26 protein-coding genes are annotated in these 26212 nt (G+C 68.2%); 21 read left to right on the plus strand and 5 right to left on the minus strand.

Annotation, left to right across the window (positions count from 1 at the left end; translation table 11 throughout):
• Positions 1–6 precede the first annotated feature (6 nt).
• From ACOGXE_RS11940 to ACOGXE_RS12035, 20 genes are all read left to right on the plus strand, one after another.
• Positions 7–1347, plus strand: coding sequence for a homoserine dehydrogenase (locus ACOGXE_RS11940; RefSeq protein ID WP_419931138.1), 1341 nt, complete (start codon positions 7–9; stop codon positions 1345–1347).
• A 23-nt stretch (positions 1348–1370) separates the two neighbouring features.
• Positions 1371–2771, plus strand: coding sequence for a threonine synthase (gene thrC, locus ACOGXE_RS11945; RefSeq protein WP_419931139.1), 1401 nt, complete (start codon positions 1371–1373; stop codon positions 2769–2771).
• A gap of 65 nt (positions 2772–2836) precedes the next feature.
• Complete coding sequence (locus ACOGXE_RS11950; protein ID WP_419931140.1) at positions 2837–4399, plus strand: hypothetical protein; 1563 nt, start codon at positions 2837–2839, stop codon at positions 4397–4399.
• Positions 4400–4484: 85 nt separating this feature from the next.
• Positions 4485–4742, plus strand: a complete 258-nt coding sequence (locus tag ACOGXE_RS11955) for a type B 50S ribosomal protein L31 (protein ID WP_419931141.1) — start codon at positions 4485–4487, stop codon at positions 4740–4742.
• 50 nt (positions 4743–4792) lie between these two features.
• Positions 4793–5752: a hypothetical protein gene (locus tag ACOGXE_RS11960; protein ID WP_419931142.1), complete on the plus strand. Its 960-nt coding sequence runs from the start codon at positions 4793–4795 to the stop codon at positions 5750–5752.
• Positions 5753–5796: 44 nt separating this feature from the next.
• The gene (prfA, locus tag ACOGXE_RS11965; RefSeq protein WP_419933517.1) at positions 5797–6882 is read left to right on the plus strand and encodes a peptide chain release factor 1; all 1086 of its coding nucleotides are present in this window, start codon (positions 5797–5799) and stop codon (positions 6880–6882) included.
• A 29-nt stretch (positions 6883–6911) separates the two neighbouring features.
• Positions 6912–8510, plus strand: coding sequence for a peptide chain release factor N(5)-glutamine methyltransferase (prmC, locus tag ACOGXE_RS11970; RefSeq protein ID WP_419931143.1), 1599 nt, complete (start codon positions 6912–6914; stop codon positions 8508–8510).
• 29 nt (positions 8511–8539) lie between these two features.
• Positions 8540–9013 carry a ribose 5-phosphate isomerase B gene (gene rpiB / locus ACOGXE_RS11975; RefSeq protein ID WP_419931144.1) on the plus strand — a complete coding sequence of 158 codons (474 nt, stop codon included), beginning with the start codon at positions 8540–8542 and terminating at the stop codon, positions 9011–9013.
• 81 nt (positions 9014–9094) lie between these two features.
• Positions 9095–10372 (plus strand): serine hydroxymethyltransferase, encoded by a 1278-nt coding sequence (glyA, locus tag ACOGXE_RS11980; protein ID WP_419931145.1) that lies wholly within the window; start codon positions 9095–9097, stop codon positions 10370–10372.
• Between the two features lie 9 nt (positions 10373–10381).
• A complete protein-coding gene (locus ACOGXE_RS11985) occupies positions 10382–10723 on the plus strand; it encodes a hypothetical protein (RefSeq protein ID WP_419863931.1) in 342 nt (113 codons plus the stop codon).
• Positions 10720–11157: an ATP synthase subunit I gene (locus tag ACOGXE_RS11990; RefSeq protein ID WP_419863932.1), complete on the plus strand. Its 438-nt coding sequence runs from the start codon at positions 10720–10722 to the stop codon at positions 11155–11157. Before ACOGXE_RS11985 ends, ACOGXE_RS11990 begins: the two co-directional genes overlap by 4 nt.
• Positions 11154–11966: a F0F1 ATP synthase subunit A gene (gene atpB / locus ACOGXE_RS11995; RefSeq protein ID WP_419863933.1), complete on the plus strand. Its 813-nt coding sequence runs from the start codon at positions 11154–11156 to the stop codon at positions 11964–11966. The genes ACOGXE_RS11990 and atpB overlap by 4 nt, the downstream gene beginning before the upstream one ends.
• A 70-nt stretch (positions 11967–12036) precedes the next feature.
• A complete protein-coding gene (gene atpE, locus ACOGXE_RS12000) occupies positions 12037–12291 on the plus strand; it encodes an ATP synthase F0 subunit C (RefSeq protein ID WP_419863934.1) in 255 nt (84 codons plus the stop codon).
• Between the two features lie 9 nt (positions 12292–12300).
• Positions 12301–12825 carry a F0F1 ATP synthase subunit B gene (gene atpF, locus ACOGXE_RS12005; protein WP_419931146.1) on the plus strand — a complete coding sequence of 175 codons (525 nt, stop codon included), beginning with the start codon at positions 12301–12303 and terminating at the stop codon, positions 12823–12825.
• A gap of 102 nt (positions 12826–12927) precedes the next feature.
• Complete coding sequence (gene atpH, locus ACOGXE_RS12010) at positions 12928–13455, plus strand: ATP synthase F1 subunit delta (protein ID WP_419931147.1); 528 nt, start codon at positions 12928–12930, stop codon at positions 13453–13455.
• A complete protein-coding gene (gene atpA / locus ACOGXE_RS12015) occupies positions 13452–15023 on the plus strand; it encodes a F0F1 ATP synthase subunit alpha (protein WP_419931148.1) in 1572 nt (523 codons plus the stop codon). The genes atpH and atpA overlap by 4 nt, the downstream gene beginning before the upstream one ends.
• A 17-nt stretch (positions 15024–15040) precedes the next feature.
• Positions 15041–16009, plus strand: coding sequence for a F0F1 ATP synthase subunit gamma (locus ACOGXE_RS12020; RefSeq protein WP_323671797.1), 969 nt, complete (start codon positions 15041–15043; stop codon positions 16007–16009).
• A 40-nt stretch (positions 16010–16049) separates the two neighbouring features.
• Entirely contained in the window at positions 16050–17516 is a 1467-nt protein-coding gene (gene atpD / locus ACOGXE_RS12025) for a F0F1 ATP synthase subunit beta (protein WP_419931149.1), read from the plus strand.
• A gap of 28 nt (positions 17517–17544) precedes the next feature.
• Positions 17545–17928: an ATP synthase F1 subunit epsilon gene (gene atpC, locus ACOGXE_RS12030; protein WP_419931150.1), complete on the plus strand. Its 384-nt coding sequence runs from the start codon at positions 17545–17547 to the stop codon at positions 17926–17928.
• A 78-nt stretch (positions 17929–18006) separates the two neighbouring features.
• Positions 18007–19275 (plus strand): ammonium transporter, encoded by a 1269-nt coding sequence (locus tag ACOGXE_RS12035; protein ID WP_419931151.1) that lies wholly within the window; start codon positions 18007–18009, stop codon positions 19273–19275.
• Between the two features lie 24 nt (positions 19276–19299).
• Here the strand turns inward: ACOGXE_RS12035 and ACOGXE_RS12040 are convergent, their stop codons facing one another.
• Positions 19300–19719 (minus strand): phosphoribosyl-AMP cyclohydrolase, encoded by a 420-nt coding sequence (locus ACOGXE_RS12040; protein WP_419931152.1) that lies wholly within the window; start codon positions 19717–19719, stop codon positions 19300–19302.
• Positions 19720–19722: 3 nt separating this feature from the next.
• Positions 19723–20763 (minus strand): class II fructose-bisphosphatase, encoded by a 1041-nt coding sequence (gene glpX, locus ACOGXE_RS12045; protein WP_419931153.1) that lies wholly within the window; start codon positions 20761–20763, stop codon positions 19723–19725.
• Between the two features lie 94 nt (positions 20764–20857).
• On the opposite strand from glpX, the gene lhgO reads away from it, so the two are divergent.
• Complete coding sequence (gene lhgO / locus ACOGXE_RS12050) at positions 20858–22069, plus strand: L-2-hydroxyglutarate oxidase (protein WP_419931154.1); 1212 nt, start codon at positions 20858–20860, stop codon at positions 22067–22069.
• Between the two features lie 41 nt (positions 22070–22110).
• Here lhgO and ACOGXE_RS12055 read toward each other — a convergent pair whose 3' ends face one another.
• The 3 genes from ACOGXE_RS12055 to ACOGXE_RS12065 all read right to left on the minus strand — a co-directional run bounded on the left by ACOGXE_RS12055 (position 22111) and on the right by ACOGXE_RS12065 (position 26135).
• Positions 22111–23796 (minus strand): hypothetical protein, encoded by a 1686-nt coding sequence (locus ACOGXE_RS12055; protein WP_419931155.1) that lies wholly within the window; start codon positions 23794–23796, stop codon positions 22111–22113.
• A gap of 131 nt (positions 23797–23927) precedes the next feature.
• Positions 23928–24506: an alpha/beta family hydrolase gene (locus tag ACOGXE_RS12060; RefSeq protein ID WP_419931156.1), complete on the minus strand. Its 579-nt coding sequence runs from the start codon at positions 24504–24506 to the stop codon at positions 23928–23930.
• Between the two features lie 42 nt (positions 24507–24548).
• Positions 24549–26135 carry an MFS transporter gene (locus tag ACOGXE_RS12065; RefSeq protein WP_419931157.1) on the minus strand — a complete coding sequence of 529 codons (1587 nt, stop codon included), beginning with the start codon at positions 26133–26135 and terminating at the stop codon, positions 24549–24551.
• Positions 26136–26212: the final 77 nt, after the last annotated feature.

The following is a 26212-nucleotide window of genomic DNA, read 5'->3' on the forward strand; positions in this document are numbered from 1 at the left end:
TCGGCCGTGTCTGAAGCCGAATCCGAGCCCGGACGTCTCGCCGCCGATGCGCAGGCGCTGCAACCCGTGCGCGTCGGCATCTTGGGCTGCGGCAACGTCGGCGCGGCCCTCGTCTCTCTGCTGCAGCGCGATGCCGCCCACCTCGCGGAACGCACCTCCCTCGACTTCACAGTCAGCCGTGTCGCCGTCCGCAATCTCAGCGCCGAGCGATCGGTAGCGCTTCCCGATGGTGTCCTGACACGCGACAGCGAGTCGCTGGTGATCGCCGACGATGTGGACGTGGTCGTCGAGGCGATGGGCGGCATCGAGCCGGCCCGGCATCTGGTCACCGCCGCCCTCCAGGCCGGCAAGCCCGTCGTGACCGCCAACAAGGAGCTGATCGCCAACGTCGGCGAGGAGCTCTTTGCATTGGCGGCCGCCAATGGCGTCGACCTGGCCTTCGAAGCGGCCGTAGCCGGCGGGATCCCGCTCATCGGCGTGCTGCGCAACTCGCTCATCGGCGAGCGCATCACCAGGGTGATGGGCATCGTGAACGGCACCACCAATTACATCCTCACCCGCATGACCGAGGACGGCGCCGACTATGCCGATGTGCTGGGCGAGGCGCAGCGGCTGGGCTATGCCGAAGCCGATCCGACCGCCGACGTGGAGGGATTCGACGCTGGTGCCAAAGCGGCAATCCTGGCCATGACGGCGTTCGGCGCCAAGGTTGTCGCAGGAGACGTGCATCAAGAGGGCATCAGCGCGATCGGCAAGGGCGACATCGCAGCCGCCGCCCGGATGGGCCATGTCATCAAGCTGCTCGCGGTGGCCGAGCGGCAGAACGGCGAGATCGCCGTGCGGGTGCATCCGGCGATGGTCCCGAATGATCACCCGCTGGCATCGGTGCGCGACGCCTTCAACGCCGTGTTCCTCGAGGGCGAAGCCGTCGAAGACCTGATGCTGTACGGCCGCGGCGCCGGCGGGTTCCCGACGGCCAGCGCCATGCTGGGTGATCTCATCACGGTGTCGCAGAACCTGCGTCGGGGTGTGTGCGACGGGTTCGGTCCGCTGACCGCGGCGCGCCTGAGGCCCATCGACGAGACCTACACCGCCTACCACCTGCAGTTCGATGTCACCGACAAGCCTGGCGTGCTGGCCGCAGTGGCCGGGGTGTTCGGCGAGCACGGAGTCTCGATCCGCTCGGTCGAGCAGACCACCCGGGGCGGGACGGCCGACGACATCGCTCATCTGGAGTTCATCACCCACCGGGCTCGCGAGGCCGACGTGGCGTCCACGCTGCGCGACGTGCGCGAGCTCGACGCCGTGCGTCGCATCGGCAACGCGATCCGTGTGATCGGCGAGTAGCCGGCGAGATCGACGGCTCGACGATGCGTTATGTGAGCACGCGGGGCGATGCCCCGGTCCTGGACTTCGGCGACGTCCTGCTTGAGGGCTTGGCGGCTGACGGCGGGCTGTATGTGCCCGCTGAGCTGCCAGCCATCAGCCAAAGCGACCTGGCCGACTTCGCGAGCCTGCCGTATCACGAGGTGGCGGCGCGGATGCTGGAACCGTTCGTTGCGCCGTCGCTTCACGTGGACGACCTGGCATCGCTGACCAGAGATGCCTACTCGACCTTCGCCCATCCCGATGTCGTGCCCACCAGCGAGCTGTCGACTGGCGACCATCTCACCGAGCTGTACTGGGGCCCGACCCTGTCGTTCAAGGACGTGGCCCTGCAGCTGCTCGGCCGTCTGTTCGAGCACGAGCTCGCCCGGCGAGGCACGTTCATGACCATCGTGGGTGCTACCTCAGGTGACACCGGTTCAGCCGCCATCGAGGCATGCCGCGATCGGGCGGGCATCGAATTGGTCATGCTGCACCCCGCCGGCCGGGTCACCGAGATCCAGCGACGGCAGATGACCACGGTGGACAGTCCCAACATCTCGAACGTGGCCATCGACGGCACGTTTGACGACTGCCAGGACTTGGTGAAGGCGCTGTTCGCGGACCGGCCGTTCCGCGAACGGATGAGGCTCGGTGCCGTGAACAGCATCAACTGGGCCCGGGTCGCGGCGCAGACCGTCTACTACGCGACGACGGCGGTGAGGCTCGGAGCACCCGCCAACGCGGTGTCGTTTTGCGTGCCGACCGGCAACTTCGGCAACGTGCTCGCAGGCGACGTGGCCCGCCGCATGGGCGTGCCGATCGATCGGCTCGTGGTCGCCACGAACCACAACGACATCCTGGCCCGCACCCACCGAACCGGCGAGATGGCCATCGCCGAGGTTCGACCCTCCACCAGCCCGGCCATGGACATCCAGGTGTCCAGCAACTTCGAGCGTCTGCTGTTCGAGCTGGGCGGCCGGCGCGGCGCCGCCCTTGCCGCAGACATGGCCCGCTTTCGTACCGAGGATGCGCTCGCGTTGTCGCCCGATGTGCTGGCGGGATTGCGTGCAGGCTTCGACGCCGGCTCGGCGAGCGAGGACGAGGTATCAACCACCATTGCCGCAGTGAACGAGTCCGATGGTCGGCTCATCGATCCCCATACCGCGGTAGCGCTCACGGTGGCGCGCAGAGATGCCCCCGCCGGCGGCACGAGCACGCCCATGGCGATCATGTCCACTGCCCACCCGGCCAAGTTCGGCGAAGCCGTGTTCGAGGCCACGGGCATCGAACCGGAGCTGCCCCCGGCGCTCGCCGCCCTGGCCGATCGTGACGAGCACCTCACCGCGCTCCCGAACGACCTCGCCACCCTGCGCGACTTCGTCACCGCCGCAGGGTTGCAGTAGTGGCGCTGGGCGGGCGGCGGTAGCGTCGGCGCTGATCGACGGTTCCCCAGTGCAGCGTGTGCTCAGTGAAGGGCTCGCCCGTGCGTCATGGGACCGGATCGCTGGGTCGGGCGGCAGCGTCCGGCACAGGCAACGCAAACTCGCTGAGCGGCCCGGTTGGGTTGCGCTCCAAGGCAAGAGCTTCTGAGGTCGCCATGTCGGACACGCCGGATCGTGCTTTGCTCGAATCCAAGGAGCGCGACGAGCTGCTGCAGATCGCCGCGGCGCTCGGCATCGAGGTAGCGCCCCGTGCCCGCAAGGGAACCATCATCAGCGCCATCCTGGGCCCGGACGGTGCCGCGAGCACTGACGAGGAAACGAGCCAGAGCTCCGCTGCAGCCGAAGCTGCGCCGGAGGCTCCGGCAGTCACCAAGCGCACTCGTACGCCAGCACGGCCGCCGGACGCCGGTGCTGCTGCCGACGACAATGCCGGCGCGGAGCCGGCGGCTGCTCCGAACGACCCGAGCGGATCGGCCGAACACGGCGCCGAGGTCCAAGAAGCGGCCGGCGGCGACGCCGATTCTGGGGCGTCGACATCCGATGTGCCGGTGGCCGAGGAAGGCAACCGCCGCAGCCGTCGGCGTGGTCGAGGGCGCGACGACACGCAGATCGTCGGCGAGACCGTGCATTGCGACGGCTTGCTCGACCTGCGCGACGAGGGCTACGGCTTCCTCCGCACCAACGGTCCGCTGCCGTCGGCCGACGATGTCTACGTCGCAGCGCGGCAGGTGCGCCAGTACGACCTGCGCCGCGGCGACCGGATCACCGGCGTCAGCCGCCCCGCAGCCCGCAGCGAGCGCAACCCCGCCCTGCTGCGGCTCGACACGCTCAACGGAGAGCCGCCGCCCGAGCAACCCGAACGAGCGCTGTTCGACGATCTCACGCCGGTGCTTCCCACCGACGCATTGCCGCTGGCCGGCGAGCACGGCGATGGAGCGCTCGCAGACATCGACCGTCTTGCGCCGATCGGATTGGGTTCTCGCGGCCTGCTGACCACGAGCGGAAGCCGCTCGGCGTCCCCGCTGATCGCCTCCATGGCGGCCGCGATCGGCGATCAGCATCCCGACATCCACCTGATCGTCCTGCTCATCTCCGAACGGCCCGAGGACGTCACCGAGATGACCCGCCGGCTCGAGACATCTGGTGAGGTGCTCGCATCGACATTCGACCGGCCACCCGAGGAACACCTCGCCGTGGCCGAGCTCACGCTGGAGCGCACGAAGCGCATGGCGGAAGCGGGCGACGATGTGGTCATCCTCTTCGACGGCTTGACGCGGCTCGCCCGTGCCTACGCCGCCAGCGGAAACGGGCGGCATCAGCCCGCAGACGCCGTCGGTGCGGCCATCACCTCCACGCTGAGATTCTTCGGCGGCGCCCGCAACCTCGAGGACGCGGGTTCCATCACCATGGTGGCGACAGCGCGCACGTCAACGGGCAACCAGGTGGACGACCTCGCCACGGCGCGGCTGCGTGAGGCGGCCAATCTCGAGATCGCGCTCAGCGAGGGCCTGCCCGCGACTGCCGAGTTGGACGCCGGCGGAGTCTCCCTCGACGGCGACCGCAGCTTCAGCCTCGGGGATCACCGCTAGAGCACTCTCCAGATGCGATTGCCATACCGGCCACATAGGCTGACCTGCGGCTGATTTGCCCGAAGCCTTCCATGCAGGGAACACGATGAAGAGCGACATCCACCCCGACTACCGGCCCGTCGTGTTCCGCGACGCCAGTGCCGACTTTGCTTTCCTGACGCAGTCCACGATCGAGACCAGCGACACGATCGAATGGACGGACGGCAACACCTACCCGCTGGCCAATGTCGAGCTGTCCAGTGCCAGCCATCCTTTCTTCACCGGCCAGATGAAGATCGTCGACACGGCCGGCCGCGTGGAGCGCTTCGAGCGCCGATACGGCCAGCGGAAGCGGCGAAGCTGACACTTGATGCCGACCGCATAAGGGCGCTGCACGCCGCCAAGCTGCGCGCTTTGGCGCGCACCGTGCTCGATGTGGAGTTGACAGAGGTATCAGGCACCGACGACGGCGCTCTCGCTGTGGCCGCAGGTGCTGAGCCTGCGGTGGTGTGCCTCGCACAGGAACGCCCCGAGCGGGCGCTCGGCGGCGCGCTTGCGCTGGCGATTCGCAGCAGGTGCGACATCGTGCATGTCTTCGCCGATGATCACAGCGGCGTGCTGGCGCGTCGGGCAGCCTGCTTCACTCAGCCGCCCTCGGTGTGGCAGATCCACGGCGACACGGCCGTGTCTGCAGAACCGCTTCCGCGGCCGACGGAACCGGCGCCGCCACGCGTGCCCGAGCTCGTGGCGCTGCTCGCCAGCGCCGGCGTCGAGATTGCAGTCGAGCACGGAGTCATCACCGGTGAGGTGGAAGGTCTCGAAGTGGCTCGCATCGTGCCGGCGGCGGCGGCCTGGCAGATCGAGGTCGGCGTCGGCGCGCACGATCGGGAGGCTTTCGCACTCCTGCACGCCGACGAACCCACCGCCGAGGCCATCCGCCGCGTCGCCGAAGCAGTGCGCACACACCGTGCTCCCGGCGCATCACCGCATCCGCTCAACCGGATGGGTGCGTCTCGCTGGCTGCGCTCGCTGGTGATGCGCCGCCCGGACCTGGTGGGCGCCGGTCGCCTGCGAGCTGCTTCGCCGCCGCTCGCGCGCGGTGGGCCCAAGGACCCGTCGCCGGCGGTGGCATACGGCCTGACGCCCGAAGGCCGTCGCCTCGTCGTGGTGCTGTGCGTCGGCATCGACCTCGACGTGGTGCCGTTCGCCGCAGACGCCCGGCTGTTGCTCGATCCCGATGCCGAGCTGACCGTCGCCCTGCCTCGACGGGACGCCCACGAGGTCATCGCAGCAATGGCCGCAAGGCTCGTCGATCCCGCCCAGATCATCGAGATCGACGACGAATGGCGCACGCTTCCCAGTGAGGCTTCCTGAGGGAGCCAGAACCCCCCAGTTAGCCTGAACGCGTGTCGGGTGCGATCGAATCTCTGAGGCTCGACGCGCTCGAAGCCGAGCGGGCCGAGCTCGAACGGAAGCTGGGCGAGGGGGCTGCCTCCGGCGACCGTTCGCAGTTCGCCGACCTGGGTCGGCGGCTAGCGCGCATCGGCGAGATCATCGACGTGGCTCACGAGGCCCGCCAGGCGCTGGCCGATGCCCAAGCCGCCAAGGATCTCCTCGACGCCAGCGACGGCGACGACGCCGCCGAGGCCGCGGAGATGCTCGAGGCAGCGACCGCGCTGGCAGCAGGACTCGACGAACGATTGAAGGTTCTGCTGCTGCCGCCCGATCCGAACGATGAGCGCGATGTCATCGTGGAGATCCAAGGGGCCGAGGGCGGCGAGGAAGCCAACATCTGGGCGCGCGATCTCTTCGAGATGTACCGGGCCTACGCGTCGGCGCACTCCGGCTGGTCACTCGAGCTGCTCGGCAGCCAGGACAGCGACATGGGCGGGTTCACGAACGTGACCTTCGCCGTGCGCGGCCCGAATGTGTGGCGGCTGCTCAAGCACGAGGGCGGACCGCACCGGGTGCAACGCGTGCCGGTCACCGAGTCGCAGGGCCGCGTCCACACGTCGTCGGCGACGGTGAGCGTGCTGCCCGAAGCCGAGGAGGTCGACATCGAGGTCGATCCCAACGACCTCGTCGTCGACACCTTTCGCTCGTCGGGACCCGGCGGCCAGTCGGTGAACACGACCGACTCCGCGGTGCGCATCACCCATCAGCCGACCGGGGTCGTGGTGTCGATGCAGGACGAGAAGAGCCAGCTGCAGAACCGGGCCAAGGCCATGCGGGTGCTGCGAGCCCGGCTCCTGCAACTGCAGCAGGAGGCTCACGCTGCCGAGGTTGCGGCCCACAAGCGAGATCAGGTCCGCGGCGGCGGCCGATCCGAGAAGATCCGCACCTACAACTTCAAGGAGAACCGGGTCACCGACCATCGTGTCGGGCTCACGATCTACAAGCTCGATCGGGTGCTCGCCGGCGAGTTGGACGAGATCATCGACGCCCTCGCGAGTGCGGAACGCGCCGAGCAGCTCGCCGCTGCGGTTGCCGACGGCGGCGGGTGAGCCGGCCGGATCCGGCAGCAGGCTCGATCATGGCCAGCAAGGACGGACTGACGCTGGGCGATCTGTACCGGGGGCTGCGCGAGCAGTTCGCGGCAGCCAACGTGCCCGATCCCGAGGTGAGCGCGCGCCGCATCGCAGCCGAGGCGAGCGGCACCAGCGCCGCCGAGGTCGCGCTTGCGCCGCAGACGCCGATGACCGTGCGGATGGTGGCGCACGCCGACGCCATGGCGGCACGGAGGGTCGCGGGCGAGCCGCTGCAGTACGTACTCGGCAGCTGGGCATTTCGCGAACTCGACCTGGCGACTGATCGGAGAGCGCTCATCCCGCGTCCCGAGACGGAGGTGGTTGCGGGCATCGTGATCGACTGGCTCAACGGCACTGCCCGACACCGTCATCCCGCCGGACTGAGCGTCGCCGATCTCGGCACCGGCTGCGGCGCCATCGCCTTGTCGATTGCGCACGAGGTTCCCCAAGCCCGGGTGTTCGCCACCGACAAATCGGCCGACGCGCTGGCGCTGGCCGCAGCCAACCTGGCCGGTCTGGGAAACGCGGCGACCCGGGTCTCGCTGCATCACGGGAACTGGCTCGACGCGCTCGCGGGCGTCAGACCGAGCACCACGCCGGAATCCCGCGAGACAAGTGCTGTCTCGGAGGGTGAGGGCGATACCGCCGGGCAGAACATCGCCGCTGCGGTGACGGGACTGCACGGGCGACTCGATGTGATTGTGGCAAACCCGCCTTATGTCGCCGACGGCGATGCCTTGCCTGCCGAGGTACGCGACTGGGAGCCGCACGAAGCCCTGTACGCGGGGGCCGACGGGCTCGGCGCGCTGCGCACGATTGTGCGTGAGGCCCGCGGCTGGCTCGCGCCCGGCGGCCTCCTCGTGCTCGAGATCGGTTCAGAACAGGGATACGCAGCCGTTGCTCTGGCCGAGGCCCGTGGCTACGCAGACGTGCGCATCGAACCCGACCTTGCCGGCCGTGACCGGGTTCTCGTGGCGACCCGCCCACGATCTGAGCCCGACAACGTTGCCATCGGTCAGGCCATCGAACGGCTGCACGAAGGACACTTCGTGGTGGCACCCACCGACACGCTGTGCGGGATCATGGCCCGCTACGCGGACGCCGATGCCGTGGCCCGTGTGTGCGAGGCCAAGGATCGTCCCCGCAGCGAGCCGATGCCGATCCTGGTATCAGGAATCTCCCAGGCCGACGAACTGGTGGAGTTCTCGCCGCGAGCGCGGGCGCTCGCCGAGCGCCACTGGCCGGGAGGGCTCACGCTGGTAGCCAGGCGCAGGGGCGGGCCGGATCCACTGCACGGCCGCGAGACCCTGGGTGTGCGGGCGCCGGCGGTGGGCTGGCTGCGCTGGCTTATCGATGAGACAGGACCGGTCACCGGCACCAGTGCCAACCGCCACGGCGTCGAGACCCCGGCCGGAGCTGACGACGCTGCAGCGAGCCTCGCGGTGCTGCCCGTCGCCGGAGCCGTGATCGCGGGAGCCGCGCCCGGAGGCGTCGCATCGACGGTGGTGGATGTGACCGGCGACCAGCCCGTCGTGCTGCGCGAGGGAGCGATTGGAGCCGACTCGCTCGGATTTCCCGATTTTCCCGCTGAATCTGGTACCTGAGCGGCGGCGACCGCTGCGAGACTGACGTCGTGGCCCAGGGAAGTTCCTCTACCCCGAACGAAGCCGTCATCGCGCTCGCGGCAGACCATGCCGGCTGGGAGCTGAAAGATCGCTTGGCACAGCACCTCCGCGACGGCGGCTACGACGTCGTCGATCTGGGCACGAGCGGCCCCGAATCGGTCGACTACCCCGATTTCGGGGAAGCCGTCGGCAACGCAGTGGCGAGCCGCACCGCAGACCTGGGCGTGGCCGTCTGCGGCAGCGGCATCGGCATCGCGATGGCCGCGGGCAAGGTGGCCGGCATCCGTGCGGCGACGGTGCACGACGAGACTTCGGCCCGGCTGGCCCGCGAGCACAACGACGCCAACGTGATCTGTCTCGGCGCCCGCCTCGTCGATCACCGTGAGGCCGTGGCCGCACTCGACGCGTACCTCACGGCGTCGTTCGAAGGCGGACGCCATCAGCGACGGGTGGACAAGATCGACGCACTCGGCCGACGCTGAGATTGCCTCGGTATCCGTATCCGAGAGCGCACTCCCGAATACCGCACACAGCCAACGGGCACCGCAAGGAGACACAGCCTGATGACCCGAATGCACCCAACAGCGGCGAGCTGGGCACCGCTCGGCGATCCCGAGATCGACGCCGTGCTGTCGGCCGAGCTCGAACGCCAGATGACGACTATCCAGCTCATCGCTTCGGAGAACTTCGCCTCACCGGCGGTCATGGCAGCGACGGGCAGCGTGCTCACCAACAAGTACAGCGAGGGCTACCCGCGCCGCCGCTACTACGGCGGCAACGCCAATGCCGACACCGCCGAGCAGCTCGCCATCGACCGGGTGAAGGCGCTGTTCGGCGCCGAGCACGCGAACGTGCAGCCCCACTCCGGATCGCAGGCCAACGCTGCGGTGTACCTCGCACTGCTCGACATCGGCGACACGGTGATGGGCATGAGCCTGGACCACGGCGGTCACCTCACCCACGGGTCGCCGGTGAACGCGAGCGGCAAGCTCTACAACTTCGTCAGCTACGGCCTGACGCACAGCGACGAACGCATCGACTACGAGGCCATGGCCGAGCTGGCCCGTAAACACCGGCCCAAGCTGATCGTGGCGGGTGCCACGGCATATCCCCGCCGCATCGACCCGGCGCCGTTCCGCGAGATCTGCGACGAGATCGGCGCGGTGTTCATGTTCGACGCAGCGCACATCGCAGGGCTCATCGTGGGCGGCGTGCACCCGAACCCGGTCCCGTTCGCCGACATCGTCACGTTCACCACGCACAAGACCATGCGCGGGCCACGCGGCGGCGCGATCCTGTGCACCCAGGACTACGCCAAGCGCATCGACTCGGCCGTGTTCCCCGGCAGCCAGGGCGGGCCGCTCGATCACGCAGTTGCGGCCAAGGCGGTGGGGTTCGCCGAAGCGGCACGCCCCACCTTCGCCGCCTACCAGGCGCGCATCGTCGAGAACGCGGCCGCGTTGGCGGATGCGCTCGGCACGCACGGTTTCCGGCTGGTGTCGGGCGGCACCGACAACCACCTGCTGCTGATCGACCTGCGCACCTTCGACGCTGACCTGACGGGCAAGGTGGCACAAGAAGCACTCGACGCCGCCGGCATCACGCTGAACCGCAATGCCATCCCCGATGACCCCCGTTCGCCCTTTGTGACCAGCGGCCTGCGGATGGGAACGCCGTCGGTCACCACCCAGGGCATGGGGCCGGACGAGATGGCGAAGATTGCCGAATTCACCGCACGAGTGCTGCGCACCCCTGACGACGACGCCGTCATGGCCCAAGTGCGCGCCGAAGTCGCCGAGCTCTGCGCTGCCTACCCGCCTTACGAACGCCGACGCTCGTAGCCTGTGCCCATGGCACGCAGCGCCGTCGGTAGCGACGGCAGCGAGGACGGTTTGGCCAAGGCCATCGAGATTGCGTTGACGTTCGGCCTCTTCGTAGCGGCAGGGTTCGGGCTGGACTACTGGTTGGGCACCGCACCGTGGTTCATGCTCAGTATCGGTTTGGTGGTGTTCATCTTGAAGCTCTTCGTCGAGTGGCGCCGCTACGCCGAGCGAATGCAGGCCCATGAGCAGGAAATGGCCTCGAACCGGCCATCTGAGCGGCGGGGCATCCAACGCGACAGCGACCTCGACGAGCCGGCATCGCTGCCGACGGGAGTGTCACTCGACGTTGACGCCGACTCATCCGCGTGAGCACCGAACGCGACGAACGCAACCCGGAATGGGACATCGCCCTGGACATGGCGCGGCGAAGCCTGTGGGTGTTTCCCGCCTGGGTAGTCGCCAGCGGGTTCATCTGGGGAATGGGCGGGGCGTTCTCCTCGGCTCTCGGTTATCTGCTGGTGATCGGCAATCTTGCGGCGGCCGCGGCGCTCATGGCGTGGGGAGCGCGAACATCGCCGGTCGCGCTCATGGGGGCCACGCTGGGCGGCTTCGTCGCGCGGCTCGTGGTGCTCGCTGGCGTCGTGCTCGCCGTCGCCCAGCTCAGCTTCTTCGAGCCTGTGCCTATCGCGATCACCATCATCACGAGCCATCTCGGTCTGCTTGTGTGGGAGATCCGCTATGTTTCCCTGCGGCTCGCGGCCCCAGGCCTTGATCTTCAACGTCCCGGCAAGGAGCAGAAGTGAACTTGCTAGCGCTGACCTTCCCTGACATTGGGCACCTCTTGGAGTGGCCGAACATCCTGCCGGGACTCGACGACTCGGTGTTCGCGCTGAACAAGGTCGGCATCATCTACCTCTTCGCCTTTGTGGCTCCAGTGGTGATGTTCGTGATGGCAAAGCGCCGCTACGCACAGGCCGAGGTCATCACTGCCCCTCGTGGCATCCAGACCGTGGCGGAGACCTCGGTGCAGTTCATCCGAGAGAACATCATCATGCAGACCATCGGCCCCGATGGCCTGCGTTACCTGCCGTTCTTGCTGACGATGTTCTTCTTCATCCTGTTCTCGAACATCACCGAGATAGTCCCCCTCATCCACTTCCCGGGCAATGCCCGCATGGCCATGCCCCTGACGCTCGCCGTGCTGGTGTGGCTGATCTACAACACCATCGGCATCAAGAATCACGGGTTCTTCGGCTACCTGAAGAACATCACCATCCCGCCTGGGGTCCCCAAGGCCCTGCTGATCATTGTCTTGCCGATCGAGTTCATCTCGACGATCGTGGTCAAGCCGTTCTCGCTGGCGGTGCGGCTCTTCGCGAACATGCTCGCCGGCCACCTGCTGCTGGTCACGTTCGCCGTGCTGTCCCATACCGTGTTCTGGCTGGCGCTCACCGACGACACGCCCACCTGGCTGGTCATCATCACGCCGGCGCCGTTCCTGATGCTGATCGGGCTCACAGCCTTCGAGATCTTGGTCTCGGTGCTGCAGGCGTTCATCTTCACCATCCTCACCGCCGTGTACATCGGCGGTGCACTGCACCCAGAGCACTAAGTCCAGCCGCCGCAGCCGCGGCTCCAACCACTGATCCCCACAAACAGTTCCCGAACAACAGGAGAGACGAGTGATCGAATTGCTCGCACAAGCGGACAACGCGGTCGACGGCCTCAAGGCTGTCGGCGCCGGTTTGGGCTACGGCCTTGCGGCCATTGGCCCCGGCGTCGGCATCGGTCTGGTCGTCGGCAATGCCATCACAGCGATGGCGCGCCAACCCGAAGCAGCAGGCATGGCCCGCACGACCATGTTCCTGGGCATCGCGTTCACTGAGGCACTGGCCCTCATCGGTTTCGTGGTGTTCATCCTGCTGAACTTCGCGTAGGAGGCGGCAGTGAACACCGCTGTAGCCGGGGGACTGCTCTCCGCCTCGAACCCGATCATTCCCGAATGGTTTGAGGTGATCTGGGGTTCCATCGCGTTCCTCCTCCTCTTCATCGTCATGTGGAAGCTCGCGCTGCCGCCGATCAGGCGCGCAATGGAGGCGCGCACTGAGCGAATCCAGGGCGACCTGGACGCTGCTGCGAGCGCCAAGGCTGAGGCCGAAGAGCTGCGTGCGTCCTATGACAGCCGTATCGCCGAGGCAAATGCCGAAGCGGCGCGCATCATCGAGGAGGCCAGGGCGGCGGCAGAAGCAGTCCGTCAGGAACGCCTCGCGGCCATCGAGCCCGAGATCGCCGAGCGACGGGCGCAGGCCGAAGCCGACATCGAGGCCGCCCGTGAACGGGCCATGGCCGAGGTGCGGTCCGACATCACGTCCATCGCCGTGGGCGCCGCCGAGCAGGTGGTGCGCGCCAGCATCGACGAGGCGGCCCACGCCCAGCTCATCGAGGACTACATCGAACGGGTGGGGAACTGAACCTCCCCGCAGTCGCCCGCCGGTGCCGTTCAGCAGGAACAGCGGGCGCCGGATGGGGACAGGAGTTGAACTCATGATCATGACGCAGGCCAGGATCGACCAATGAGCGAGCGAACCGATCAGTACGCCAGCGCCGTCGTGGCCATCGCACAGGCTGAGGACGTGCTCGACCGGGTAACCGAAGAGCTGTCCGCGGTGGGCCGCGCGGCTGCCGGGAATGAGGAACTGCGCCGCGTGCTGTCGGACCGCTCGGTGCCGGCCTCGCGTCGCATCGGCATCGTCGAGGACCTGCTGGCCGACCAGGCATCGCCGGTCACCCTCAACGTGGTGGCGATGCTGGTCGGAGCCGGCCGTGGCGGCGACATCGACGCCGTAGCGGATGAAGCTCTCGCGTTGGCGGCGGCCACGCGAGGAGGCGCCGTGGCCGAGGTCCGCTCGGCTGTCGCGCTCACCGAGGAGCAAATCGCCCGAGTAGCCGGGGCGCTCAGCCGAGCCAGCGGCCGCAACGTGACCGTCCATGTCGTAGTGGACCCCGAGATCATCGGAGGACTGACCGCTCAGATCGGCGACACGGTCTTCGACGGCTCGGTTCGCACCCGGCTGGACAAGATGAAGGAGCGCCTGTCGTGACCGACTTGAGCATCAATATTGGCGACATCACCTCCGCGATTCGCCGGAATCTCGAAGGCTTCGACCCGGCGATCGAGTCCGGCACCGTCGGCCGCATTCTCGAAGTCGGCGACGGCATCGCCCGTGTGTCGGGCCTGCCCGGCTGCTCGGTAAACGAGATTCTCGAGTTCCAGAGCGGGGATGTGGGCCTGGCACTGAACCTCGACGAGGATTCGATCGGCGCAGTCGTGCTCGGCAGCGTCGAGCACATCGAGGAGGGTCAGGCGGTCCGGGCCACGGGCCGCATCCTGTCGGTCCCCGTAGGCGATGCGGTGCTCGGGCGCGTGGTCAACGCGCTGGGGGAGCCGATCGACGGCCAAGGCGAGATCGCCGGTGCCGTCGAGCGGCGCATGGAGATCCAGGCGCCCGGCGTGATGGGCCGCAAGCCGGTACACGAGCCGCTGCAGACCGGCATCAAGGCCATCGACTCGATGACCCCGGTTGGCCGAGGACAGCGGGAGCTGATCATCGGCGACCGCAAGACCGGCAAGACCTCGGTCGCAGTCGACACCATTTTGAATCAGGCTGGCCTGGGTGTGAAGTGCATCTACGTCGCTATCGGGCAGAAGGGCTCGACGGTGGCGCAGGTCGTCAACACGCTGCGCGAGCGGGGCGCGATGGAATACACGGTGGTGGTCTCGGCGCCTGCGTCTGACCCTGCCCCGTTCAAGTACCTGGCGCCCTATGCCGGCTGCGCCATGGGCCAGCACTGGATGGAAACGGGCGACCACGCCCTCATCGTCTATGACGACCTGTCCAAGCAGGCCGAGGCCTACCGCCAGATGTCGCTGCTGCTGCGCCGACCGCCGGGCCGTGAGGCCTACCCGGGCGACGTTTTTTACCTCCACAGCCGGCTGCTCGAGCGTGCCGCCAAGCTGTCCGATGTCAACGGCGCAGGATCGCTGACGGCGCTGCCGATCATCGAGACCAAAGCAGGCGACGTCTCGGCCTACATCCCGACCAACGTCATCTCGATTACCGACGGCCAGATCTACCTCCAGGACGACCTGTTCAAGTCCGGCGTGCGGCCTGCGGTGGACGTGGGCATCTCGGTCTCGCGGGTGGGATCCGCCGCGCAGACCAAGGCCATGAAGAGCGTGGCGGGCACACTCAAGATCGACCTCGCCCAGTTCCGAGACCTCGAGGCATTCGCCACGTTCGGCTCTGAGCTTGACGCCGTGTCCGCAGCCCAGCTCGGCCGGGGATACCGCTTGGTGGAGTTGCTGAAGCAGGGGCTCAATTCGCCGATGCCAGTCGAGGAGCAAGTCGTCGTCATCTATGCGGGCACCAACGGCTATGTCGACGGCATTCCCGTCGATGACGTCAACCGGTACGAGGACGAGCTGCTCGCCTACATGGGTACGCGGCACAGCGCATTGATGTCCGACATCCGCTCGAGTGGCGATGTCGACGGGACAGCGCTGCAGGCTGCCGTTGAGGCCTTCACGGCCCAGTTCGCCACATCCGCCGACGCGGACGGTGGCGACGCCACGAGCTCGGGCGACGACGACGCTGCGAGCGAGGACTGAGCGGGGTCTGAGCACCGATGGCAAGCGGTCAGGAGCGCATTCTTCGGCGTCGTATCAGGTCGATCGATGCCACCAAGAAGATCACGCGCGCCATGGAGCTGATCGCGGCATCACGAATTGTCCGTGCGCAGGCGCGCGTTCGCGCAGCGCGGCCCTACAGCGACAAGGTGACGGCCGTCATCGCCAACTTGGCGTCCGCTGGTGGCGAAGCAGATCACCCGCTCCTGCGCGAGCCCGCTGAGGTCTCCAAGGTCGCTTACGTAGTCATTGCCGCTGACCGCGGCCTGTGCGGTGGCTACAACAACAACGTCTTGCGGGCCACCGAACGGGCTATCGCCGCCGACGCTGCGGAAGGCCGCGACTACGAGCTGGTGCTGTCTGGACGCAAGGCACTGGGGTATTTCCGCTTTCGCAACTTCCGCATCGCAGCGGGTTTCGAGGGATTCAGCGACCAGCCCAGCTACGCGGACGCCCAGCAGGTTGCCGTGGCGGCGACTGAGCTGTTCGAGAACGGCTGCCAACGGGTCATGCTGGCCTACACCCAGTTCCACTCCATGGGCAATCAGTCGGTCGCCATCGTGCCATTCATGCCGCTCGACGCCGGCGAGTTCGACGACGCTGATGACACCGCGGGCTCAGCCGGCGGTCCCGAAGGCGGCTACGAGTTCGAGCCCGAACCCGCCGCGATTCTCGAGCGGCTGCTGCCGCGTTACGCGGAGGCGCGGCTCTACTCGGCGCTGCTCGAAGCCTCGGCGTCAGAGCACGCGGCCCGCCAGCGCGCCATGAAGGCGGCCACCGACAACGCCGAGGAGCTCAAGACCAACCTGACGCGCGTCATGAACCGCGCCCGCCAGGACGCCATCACCACCGAGATCATGGAGATCGTCGGTGGTGCAGAGGCGCTCGCCCAGACCGCCGGCGGCGAAGTCGACCTGCTCTCAGACACCATCGAAGCCCGTACAGCGGACCTGTTCCGCGGCCGTTAGCAATCCAACCAGTCTCCGCTCTGCGCGAGGAGTGACAGCAATGACGATGACCGAAGAGAGAACCACCGACGGCAGCGCCGAGCACGCCGATGGCCGCGTGGTGGCCATTGCCGGGCCGGTTGTCGACGCGGAGTTCCCGCCCGGTGCGATCCCCGAGATCAACACCGCCGTGGAGATGCACGTGGAGCTGGAGGGCCAGCCGGTCACCATCACCGGCGAGGTGGCTCAGCAGATCGGCGATAACCGCGTCCGCATCGTGTCGATGAAGGCCACAGACGGACTGACACGCGGCATGACGGTCGTCAACACCGGCCAGGGCATCACCGTTCCGGTGGGCGACGGGGTGCTGGGCCACATCTTCAACGTGCTCGGTCAGCCGCTGGACGGCGCCGACATCACCAGCGACACCGAGGGAATCGCCGACCGCTGGGAGATCCACCGCCCTGCGCCCGCCTTCGACACCCTCGAGCCCAAGGCCACGATGTTCGAGTCGGGCATCAAGGTGATCGACCTGCTGGAGCCCTACGTGGAGGGCGGCAAGATCGGCCTGTTCGGCGGCGCAGGTGTGGGCAAGACAGTGCTCATCACCGAGATGATCAACCGCGTCGCCTCCCAGCACGGCGGCGTGTCGGTGTTCGCCGGCGTGGGGGAGCGCACCCGTGAGGGCACCGACCTCTATCTCGAGATGGAGGAATCCGGCGTGCTCGAAAAGACAGCGCTCGTCTTCGGGCAGATGGACGAGCCGCCCGGCGTGCGGCTGCGTGTCGCGCTGTCTGCGCTGACCATGGCCGAGTACTTCCGCGATGTGCAGGGCCAGGAGGTGCTGCTGTTCGTCGACAACATCTTCCGTTTCGTGCAGGCCGGTTCGGAGGTGTCCACCCTGCTGGGGCGGATGCCCTCAGCAGTGGGCTACCAGCCCAACCTGGCCGACGAGATGGGCGAGCTGCAGGAGCGCATCACCTCGACGTCGGGTCACTCCATTACATCGCTGCAGGCCGTGTACGTGCCAGCCGACGACTACACCGATCCGGCGCCGTTCACGACCTTCACGCACCTCGACGCGACCACCGAGCTGAGCCGGCAGATCGCCTCGCTGGGCATCTACCCGGCAGTGGACCCGCTCGCGTCCACCTCCACCATCCTCAGCCCTGAGGTGGTGGGCGACCGGCACTACAACGTGGCACGTCGCACCCAGGAGATCCTGCAGCGCTACAAGGAGCTGCAGGACATCATCGCCATCCTGGGCCTCGACGAGCTGTCCGAGGAAGACCGCATCACGGTCGATCGGGCGCGCAAGATCCAGCGGTTCTTGAGCCAGCCGTTCTTCGTCGCCGAGGTCTTCACCGGCCTGCCGGGCATCTTCGTGCCGGTCTCGGAAACCATCGAGTCGTTCGAGATGCTGTGCAACGGCGACTTGGACGACCTGCCCGAGCAGGCGTTCCTCAACGTCGGCAATGCCGAGTCGGCGATGGCCAAGGCCCGCGATCTGGCGCAGGCCGGAGCCTGAGCGACGCGGCCGGCCCGAGGCTGATCTGATGCAGGTTGAACTCGTCTCACCCGAGGCCGTGCTGTTCAGCGGCGAGTGCAGCCAGGTGGTGACGCGCACGGTCGACGGCGACATCGCGTTCCTCGACCACCATGCCGCCTTCATCGGTGCCCTCGACATCGGGCAGACCCAGCTCTGGGCCTCCGATGGCATCGTGACGCTGGCGCTCAACCGCGGCTTCGTGGAAGTCAGCAACAACGTCGTGACGATCCTCAGCGATGCCGCGTATGCAGCCGACGAGATCGACGTCGCCGCAGCGCAGGCTGACCTCGAATCCGCGCAGGCCGCAGTCGCGGCCGATGCCGACGATGACGAAGCCAAGGCAGCGCTGGCATGGGCGCAGACCCGCATCGAGGTCGCCGGGGCTTCCTGATCTCGCCGCAATGCCGTGGCGCCCGCGCGGTGCCTGCAAACATGTGAGAGTCCTGCAGCAGCCCCGAAAGGACTTCTCATGATCGAGCCCACGGGTCAGTTCGTCCTCAACACCTTCATGTTCCTGGTGTGGGGCGCGCTGATCATGTGGATGGCCGCCGGTTTCACGATGCTCGAAGCCGGCGCCGTCCGCACCAAGAACGCGTCGATGATCTGCCTGAAGAACATCGGCATCTATTCGGTCGCCGGCCTGGCGTTCTACGTCGTCGGCTACAACCTGATGTACGTCGATGTCGGCGATCTGTGGGGCTCGTTCACGTTCCTCTACGGGCCGAGCGCCGACGAGCTGGCCTTGATCGGCGGTGATGCGGGTGCGGAAGCAGCCGTTGCCGCACAGGGCTACTCGTTCATGTCGGACTGGTTCTTCCAGATGGTGTTCGTGGCGACTGCGGCGTCGGTGGTCTCAGGCGCCATCGCTGAGCGCATCAAGATGTGGTCGTTCTTCGCCTTCACGCTGATCCTGACGGCCATCATCTACCCGATCGTCGGCGCGTGGACGTGGGGCGGCGGCTGGCTGGCACAGCAGGGCTTCCAGGACTTTGCCGGCTCGACGATCGTGCACAGCACCGGCGGCTGGGCCGCGCTGGCCGGTGTGCTGGTGGTCGGCCCCCGGCTCGGCAAGTTCCGCAAGGATGGGTCGGTTCGGCCCACGCCGCCATCCAATGTGCTGATCGTCACGCTGGGCGTCTTCATCCTGTGGCTGGGCTGGTTCGGCTTCAATGGCGGTTCACAGCTTGCGCTCGGCAGCGTGCTCGACGCCGTCGCGATGAGCAACGTGCTGGTCAACACCAACTTGGCCGCTGCGGCCGGCGTGGTCGCAGCCCTGGCGGTCTCACGAACCCTGCTCGGGCGGATCGACCTGTTCGCCGGGCTCAACGGCGCCATCGCCGGCTTGGTGTCGATCACCGCCGGCCCGCACATCACCGACCACTGGTGGGCGATCATCATCGGCGCCATCGGCGGTGTCATCTGCACAGCCGCCATCAAGGGTCTCGAGCTCATCAAGGTGGACGATGTGGTCGGCGCGATCCCCGCCCACCTCGTCTGCGGCATCTGGGGGACACTCGCTACCGCGATCGCAGCGGGCGCCCAGCTCCACATTCAGCTGCTGGGCGTGGCGGTGGGCGCCTTCGTGTTCATCGCATCGTTCATCGTGTGGAAGGTTCTGGACCTCGTGATGGGTCTGCGGGTGTCGAAGACGGTGGAACAGCTCGGGCAGGACTCGGGCGAGCTCGGCATCGAGGCGTACCCGGAGTTCGTGCTGATGCCGGAGAACTTCGACGAGTAACGGCGCCGCTCAGCACGCGGCGGCTCAGCCGTCCAAGTGACGCAGTTGACTGGGGCCCTCGACCGCCCGGTAGTAGCAGCCGGGGCGCGATGAACCATCGGCGTCGCGGGTGTGGCAGGCGCCGCCGCCGTCGCGCCGCACCCGGTACAGCAGCGAGTTCTGCTCGCAGTTCACGCGCACGTCCACCAGCGAGAGCGTGTCGCCCGAAGTGGCTCCCTTGTGCCAGATCTCATTGCGTGAGGTGGAATACAGTACGGCGCTGCGACGCTCGAACGTGAGCCGGAGCGCTTCGTCGTTGGCGTAACCGATGAACAGCACGTCGCCGCTGTCGGCGTCCTGCAGCACGACGGGTACTACTTGGTGGCCGTCACGTCCGATCTGAGCGACCTTGTCGAAATCGATGCGGGCCGCTGTGCCTTCTTCGAGGTCGTTGTCTTCAGGCATGGCTCAGGTGAAGTCCACCGCGGCGTAGGCGCTGAGCTTGTCGATGTCGTGAGTCGCCTTGATGTGGCGCACGGTGCCGCTGCGGGAGCGCATCACGAGCGAGTCAGTGGTGGCGCGGTGCGCGGTGAACTTCACGCCTTGCAGCAATTCGCCATCCGTGATGCCGGTGGCAGCGAAGAAGACATCGTCGGATTGGACCAGATCGTCGATATGCAGTACCTGGTCGAGGTCGTAGCCGGCATCGATCGCTTCCTGGCGCTCATGATCGTTGCGGGGCCAGAGCCGACCCTGCAGCTCGCCGCCCATGCACTTCAGCGCCGCAGCCGAGATGATTCCCTCCGGTGTGCCGCCGATGCCGAACAGCACATCGGTGGAGTCGCTGGCGGCAGCAGAGATTGCTCCGGCCACATCGCCGTCGGGTATCAACCTGATGCGTGCGCCGGTCTCGCGGATCTCCCGGATCAGCTCGGTGTGACGATCGCGGTCGAGCACGACGGCGGTGAGGTCTCGCAGACCCTGTCCGGTGGCCTCGGCGATCGCCCGCAGGTTCTCCGTGGGCGTGCGGTTGAGGTCGACGACGCCTCTGGCGTCGGGACCGACCGCGATCTTCTCCATGTACACGCATGGGCCGGGATCCAGCATCGTGCCGCGCGGCGAGACGGCGATGACCGCGATGGCATTGCCCCTGCCCAGCGAGGTCAGGGTGGTGCCGTCGATCGGGTCCACTGCCACGTCGGTCAGAGCCCCGGTGCCGTCGCCGATCAGCTCGCCGTTGAACAGCATGGGCGCTTCGTCCTTCTCGCCCTCGCCGATGACGACGATGCCGTCCATGGGCACCGTGGACAGCACGACCCGCATCGCGTCCACGGCGGCGCCGTCGGCGCCGTCCTTGTCGCCGCGGCCCATCCAGCGGGAAGCCGCCATGGCCGCGGCCTCCGTTGTGCGCACCAGTTCCAGCGCCAGGTTGCGATCGGGTGCCTGACGGCTGAGGTCCGGACCGTCGGCGCGACCCCTCTCGCTGCGAGACCTGCGATTGTCATTCATCGCCGCCGACCCTAGAGGATGCGCGCAGATTTGAGCCTTCTCGTTTAGTCGCCAGTTCAGAACCCACGGCAGCCACGCCGGTAGCTTCGCCCCGATGAGCAGCGCATCGACCTCGCCGGCCCGCGCCGATCTCGCCGTCGTCGGAGCGGGCATCATCGGCTTGGCCGCTGCACACCGGTTTCTGACCGACCATCCGGGCAGCCAAGTGGTGGTGTGCGAGGCTGAGGAGCGGCCAGCGCTGCACCAGACGGGCCACAACTCGGGCGTGCTGCACTCCGGCGTGTATTACCGGCCGGGCTCGGCCAAAGCTGCCCTCGCAGTTGCCGGCCGCAGTTCCATGGTCGAGTTCTGCCGGGAGCGGGGCATTCCGCACGAGGTGTGCGGCAAGGTCATCGTGGCGGTGGACAGTTCCGAGCGGGAGCGGCTGGCGACGCTCGCAGAGCGTGCCGTGAGCAACGGCGTCGCTGCGGAGCTGATCGACTCCCGCCGTCTTGGCGAGCTCGAGCCGCATTGCGCCGGCATAGCGGCGCTGCTGGTCCCCAGTACCGGGATCGTCGACTACAGGGCGGTGTGCCGTGCGCTCATCGACGAGATCGAGGCCGCCGGCGGGGAACTGAGGACGGGCACAGCGGTCGTCCGGCTCGCGCCGGCGGCGGATTGCGTGCGCGTCACCACAACCTCCGGCGACCTGGAGGCGACATGGCTCGTGAACTGCGCGGGACTGCGGTGCGATCAGGTGGCCGGGCTCGCCGGAGCAGCGGACGGCTACCGCATCGTCCCCTTCCGCGGCGAGTACTACGAGCTGGTGCCCGAGCGGTCGCATCTTGTCAACAACCTGATCTACCCGGTGCCCGATCCCAGCTTTCCGTTCTTGGGTGTGCATCTGACCCGGATGATCGACGGCACGATCCACGCCGGCCCCAACGCGGTGCTCGCCCTGGCCCGCGAGGGCTACCGCTGGAGCGACATCAGCAGGGCTCAGCTGCGTGAGCACGTCACCAATCGCGGCCTGTGGCGGCTTGCCCGGCGTTACTGGCGCACGGGGGCGGGAGAGGTGTGGCGCTCGCTGAACAAGGCTGCGTTCACCCGGGCGCTGCAGCGGTTGGTGCCCGACATCGAAGCCGACGATCTCGTGCGCTCGCCCGCAGGCGTGCGTGCCCAGGCCATGGATGCCAGCGGCGAGCTCGAGGACGACTTCGCCGTCACGGTTGCGGGCCGCAGCACGCACGTGCTGAACGCCCCGAGTCCCGCGGCCACCTCCAGCCTCGAGATCGCCAAGATGATCGTCGCAGAGATCGACCGCTGAGAGCCGCTGCGCCGACGAGGCCCCGCCCGGAGGCTGAGCGCTCATCGCACGCTCGATGCTCGCCTGCAGTGCAGCGACACGGTGTCGGTGTCGCGTTGCCGCCAGGCGGTGGCGTCGCCGGTGAGCCGGCCTGCTTCGACGGCGTCGCCGTCGGTGACCAGCAGCGGCAGCAGCGAGTCGTACTCGGCGAACCGCTGAGCAGCCTGGGGGGTCTCGCAGACCATCAGCAGGGGCGCGGGGCGTCCTACAGCAGCGCATTTGCGGTAGGGCCTGATCTTGTCGATGACCTCCGAGGGAGTGGTGGCGCTGCGCTCGTACTCGAGGCAGTAGGCGCCGCCGCCGAGCGGCCCGTCGGAGACCAGCACCACCAGGTCGGGCCTGATCTGGGTGACACCCGGCACGTTGATCTCCCCTCTCCAGCCGACGAAAACAGTTGCGCCCTCGGCGGCGAACTGCAGGACGAGCCGGTTGACGCCGTCGTCGTGGCGCCGCTGGCGGTTCCTGAAAGTGGGGATCAGGTACGCGCCGTGGCGCCGGATGAGCGCGGAGGCCAGCAGCCGGCTCGCGTTGGCCGCCCGCCGCAGACCGCGTTCGGTGAGATAGCAGTGGCCGTCGAAGCGGTCGATGAGCCCGACCTCGACGAGTGTGGCGAGCGCCGTGTTGACCCGCCGTGGTGATGCGCTCAACAGCCGGCTGAGCTGGTCACCCTGCATTGCCGGGAACTGCGCGATGGCCATGAACGTGGTGTAGGTGAGCGGCTCGGTGATGGCCACCACGTCGGGGTTGACGTTACGCCAGCGCCTCAGCTGTTCTGCTCGCCCCACTTCCATCGGCAGGACGGGATCGCCGACGCGGTCGCCTGAGGGACGCAGCTCGACGGGATCGCCCCACAGCCCGTCGGGGGTGCAGATCAGCGGCCGGGCGCTGCGGGCGAACTCGAGTTGCGCGAGGTGAGCCGCCCACGAATCGGCAGCCAGGATCACCTGCGCGGACGGCACCGCGTCGTACATGGGATCGCCGTAGAAGACCCGGTCCGCGGCTCGCTCGTGGGCGTCATGGTCGGCCGAGTACGCATCGAGTCCCCAGAAGCGATGCGCCCGCTTGCGCCGCAGGGCCCGCTCTGTGACGTGCAAGCCCACGTAGGTGAACGACACCCAGTAGCGATCGCTGTAGTGCGCGACGGCATGAAACCAGCCGCCGAAGCGCAGCAGCCGGAAATCGGTCATGGCGAGATCGGCTGGCCCGCCGGCATCGGCCTCGGGCACACGCAGCCAGCCCGAGCGCACCAATCGGGGAGCGATCCGGTACATCAGCTCAAACGACGCCAGCCGCCGCACACAGGTGCGCAGGCCCCGCGAGGTGGCCGTCCACGGCAGACGCTCGCGAACGGCAGCCGTCGCCGGGTCGGCTGGCAGGTCATCCGGGAATGAAAACGGCGATGGGTCATCCGGGCCGGGTCGGTCATCGTGGGCGTACAGCGTCCGAGCGGCCAAGCCCGTGAGAAACCAGCGCTGCTGCCGCGGCACAGTCATGCCGACGCTCATGGCGGCGATCCAGCCCGCGTGTCGCAGCGAACCCAGTCTGGCTCGCACCCGGCGCTCGTCCGCCCCCAGGATCGGCGCCAGGTTCCCAGCACTCGCCAGCGGCATGCGGCCGATGACGCGGATCAGGCGTTCGTCGGCGGCACCCAGCCGGCCTGCCGACGTTGCGTCCGTCTCGGCTGGCACAGCGACGAGTGAGCCGCTGTATGCCGGGACCCATGCCCGAATTCGGCAGAACCGCGCATTCCCGCCGAACAGGCAAAACAGCGTTGTGCGTTCGGCGCCTTACTCGCCGCCCTCAGGCAACACGGGCCAGTTCAGCGCCCGAGCGCGTCGAGCCAGTCGCCGATGTGTTCGACGATGGCCCGGCGCGCCGCGATCGTGCTGGGGTCATGCGAGGCGCCGTCAACGAAGCGGAGCGTGACCGGGCCCACGATGGCTCCGGCGTGCTCGCTGAGCTCGTCAGGCGTGGCGAACGGGTCGCGTGTGCCCGAGACGAACAGGCACGGCACGCCGATCCGCTCGAAGTGCTCGGTACGGAGACGCTCGGGCCGTCCGGGCGGGTGCAGCGGGTAGCTGAGCAGCACGAGGCCAGCGGCGGGGGTGCCGTCAGCTACCGCCATCGAGCACACACGGCCGCCGAACGACCGGCCGCCGATAGCCAAGCCGTCCTGCGGCACGCCCAGATCGGCCGCTATCTGAGGCAGGTCGCCTGCCAGCTCGGCGGCGACGCTCGGGGCTCGCGGCGGTGCGCGCCGCCCGGCCCGCCGGTAGGCGAAGTCATGTCGGCGCACCGCAATGCGCCCAGTCAACGCAGCGTCGATGTCGACCAGCGTGCGATGATCCGCGCCGCCCCCGGCACCCGGCGTCAGCAGCAGGGCTTCGACAGCCGTCATTGCAGTCTCACCATGTCCGGACCGCCTCCGTCGCGCACACGCTCAGAGTCGCGGCGGCCATGGGCCCTCGGGGTCTGCCGCGGCGTCGGCGGGATGCAGCTCCTCCAGTTCCTGCCTGCTGTGCTCGGTCAGCCACGTCACGGCGACGGCCGCGGCCAGCAGCGGTCCCGCCCACAACAGCGCGATCACCTCGCCGAAGCTGCCCCACGCCGTGCGCAGCCAACCTGCCATCAGGACGCCGAGAGCGGCGCCGACGACGCCCATCGCACCGGTGATAGTTGCGGCCCGCGCTCGCAGGGCGGTCGGGAACAGCTCGCCGCGGTACACGCCGAGTGCAGGCAGCAAGCCCGCAGACAGCATCGCCCCGACGAGCCCCGCCAGCCACAGTGCCGCGCCTGACACGTTGAACATCGCCACCAGCGAGCCAAGCCCGAGGACCGAGGCGACCGCCAGGATGATGCGCCGCCCCCGGGAATCGGCAAGCCGCCCCGCTGCGTACACGGCCAGGCCGGCGGGTGTCGCTGTGCCCAGCACGAACAGCGACACCAGCGCAGCGCTGAACCCGTGCTCGTCGCGCAGGTACTCGTTGCGGAACCAGTCGATAGGTCCCAGGAACAGGCCGAATGCCAAGTAGATGGCACCCAGCAGCGCAATCGGCCGCCAGTAGCCGCTGAGCACCACATTCCGGCCGCGTGTCTCGAATCGTCGGCTCTCCGGCAACCTGCGCAGCAGGGGTCGTGCAGCCGCCAGCGCAACGAGCGGGAAGGCGAACAGCAGACGCCATGCCCACGGCGCCAGATCCGAGATCGGCTGCAGCCACACCACCACGCCTGCACCCAGCGCAGCCGACATGGCCAGCACCGACAGGCACCATGCCCTGCAGCCGGCGGGAATCTCCTCCAGTGCCATCACCACGACCGTGGCGCCGAGCGCGGCATTCGCCGTGCGTCCGATGAGCAGGAATGCGCCCAGCCACACCATGCTGGGCGCCAGCGCCGCGAGCGCGGCCGCAGCGATGCCGACACCCATGGCGCCTGCCACGATGCGCCGCCGGCCGTGCCGATCGGCCAGTACTGACACCCCGATCGCCAAGAGCGTCCCGATGCGCACGACTGCGCCCAGCAGCCCCTGGGCGGCCTGATCCGCGCCGAATTCGTCTGCGGCGTAGGTGTGCAGCTCGGAGGGCGCGTTCGCCAGGTAGCCGCTCAGCATCGCCGCCGCGGCCAGCATGGCCATCACCGTCGCGGCGCGCGGCGTGAAGCGCCGCGGCGGAGCCCAGATGGGCTGGGTGCCGTCACCGGTGCGCCCCGTGCGCATCGCGCGCCGGACAGCAATGTTGAACGCCGGGCCGAACCACGGCACTGCCAGCCGCCACTCGACCGTCTCGGTGACCTGGTGGCGGGCGGCAACGCTGTCTGGCGAGCTGCGCACCTGGCCTGCCGGCTGCCCCGCGGCCCGCGAGACCTCGACCAGGCGCGAGTAGCTGGTGAACGGCCCTTCCGCCAGCTCGAAGCGGTGACTGCCGCCGAGCGTCTCGGCAGGCGTTTCCAGCACGATGTCGTCGCGCGGGCGCAGCAGGGCATCCACCTCGCCGGTGTCGGCCACGAACGTGCGCACGAGGCGGGTCACGGCGGCGGGCCTAGCACACCCACGGGTCCCGCGGCTGCATCCCGAATCGGCGCCGCGCTAGACCGAGTGCGCCCGGT

The organism is Candidatus Poriferisodalis sp. (genome assembly GCF_965208555.1).
In the GTDB taxonomy this organism is placed as follows: domain Bacteria; phylum Actinomycetota; class Acidimicrobiia; order Acidimicrobiales; family Poriferisodalaceae; genus Poriferisodalis.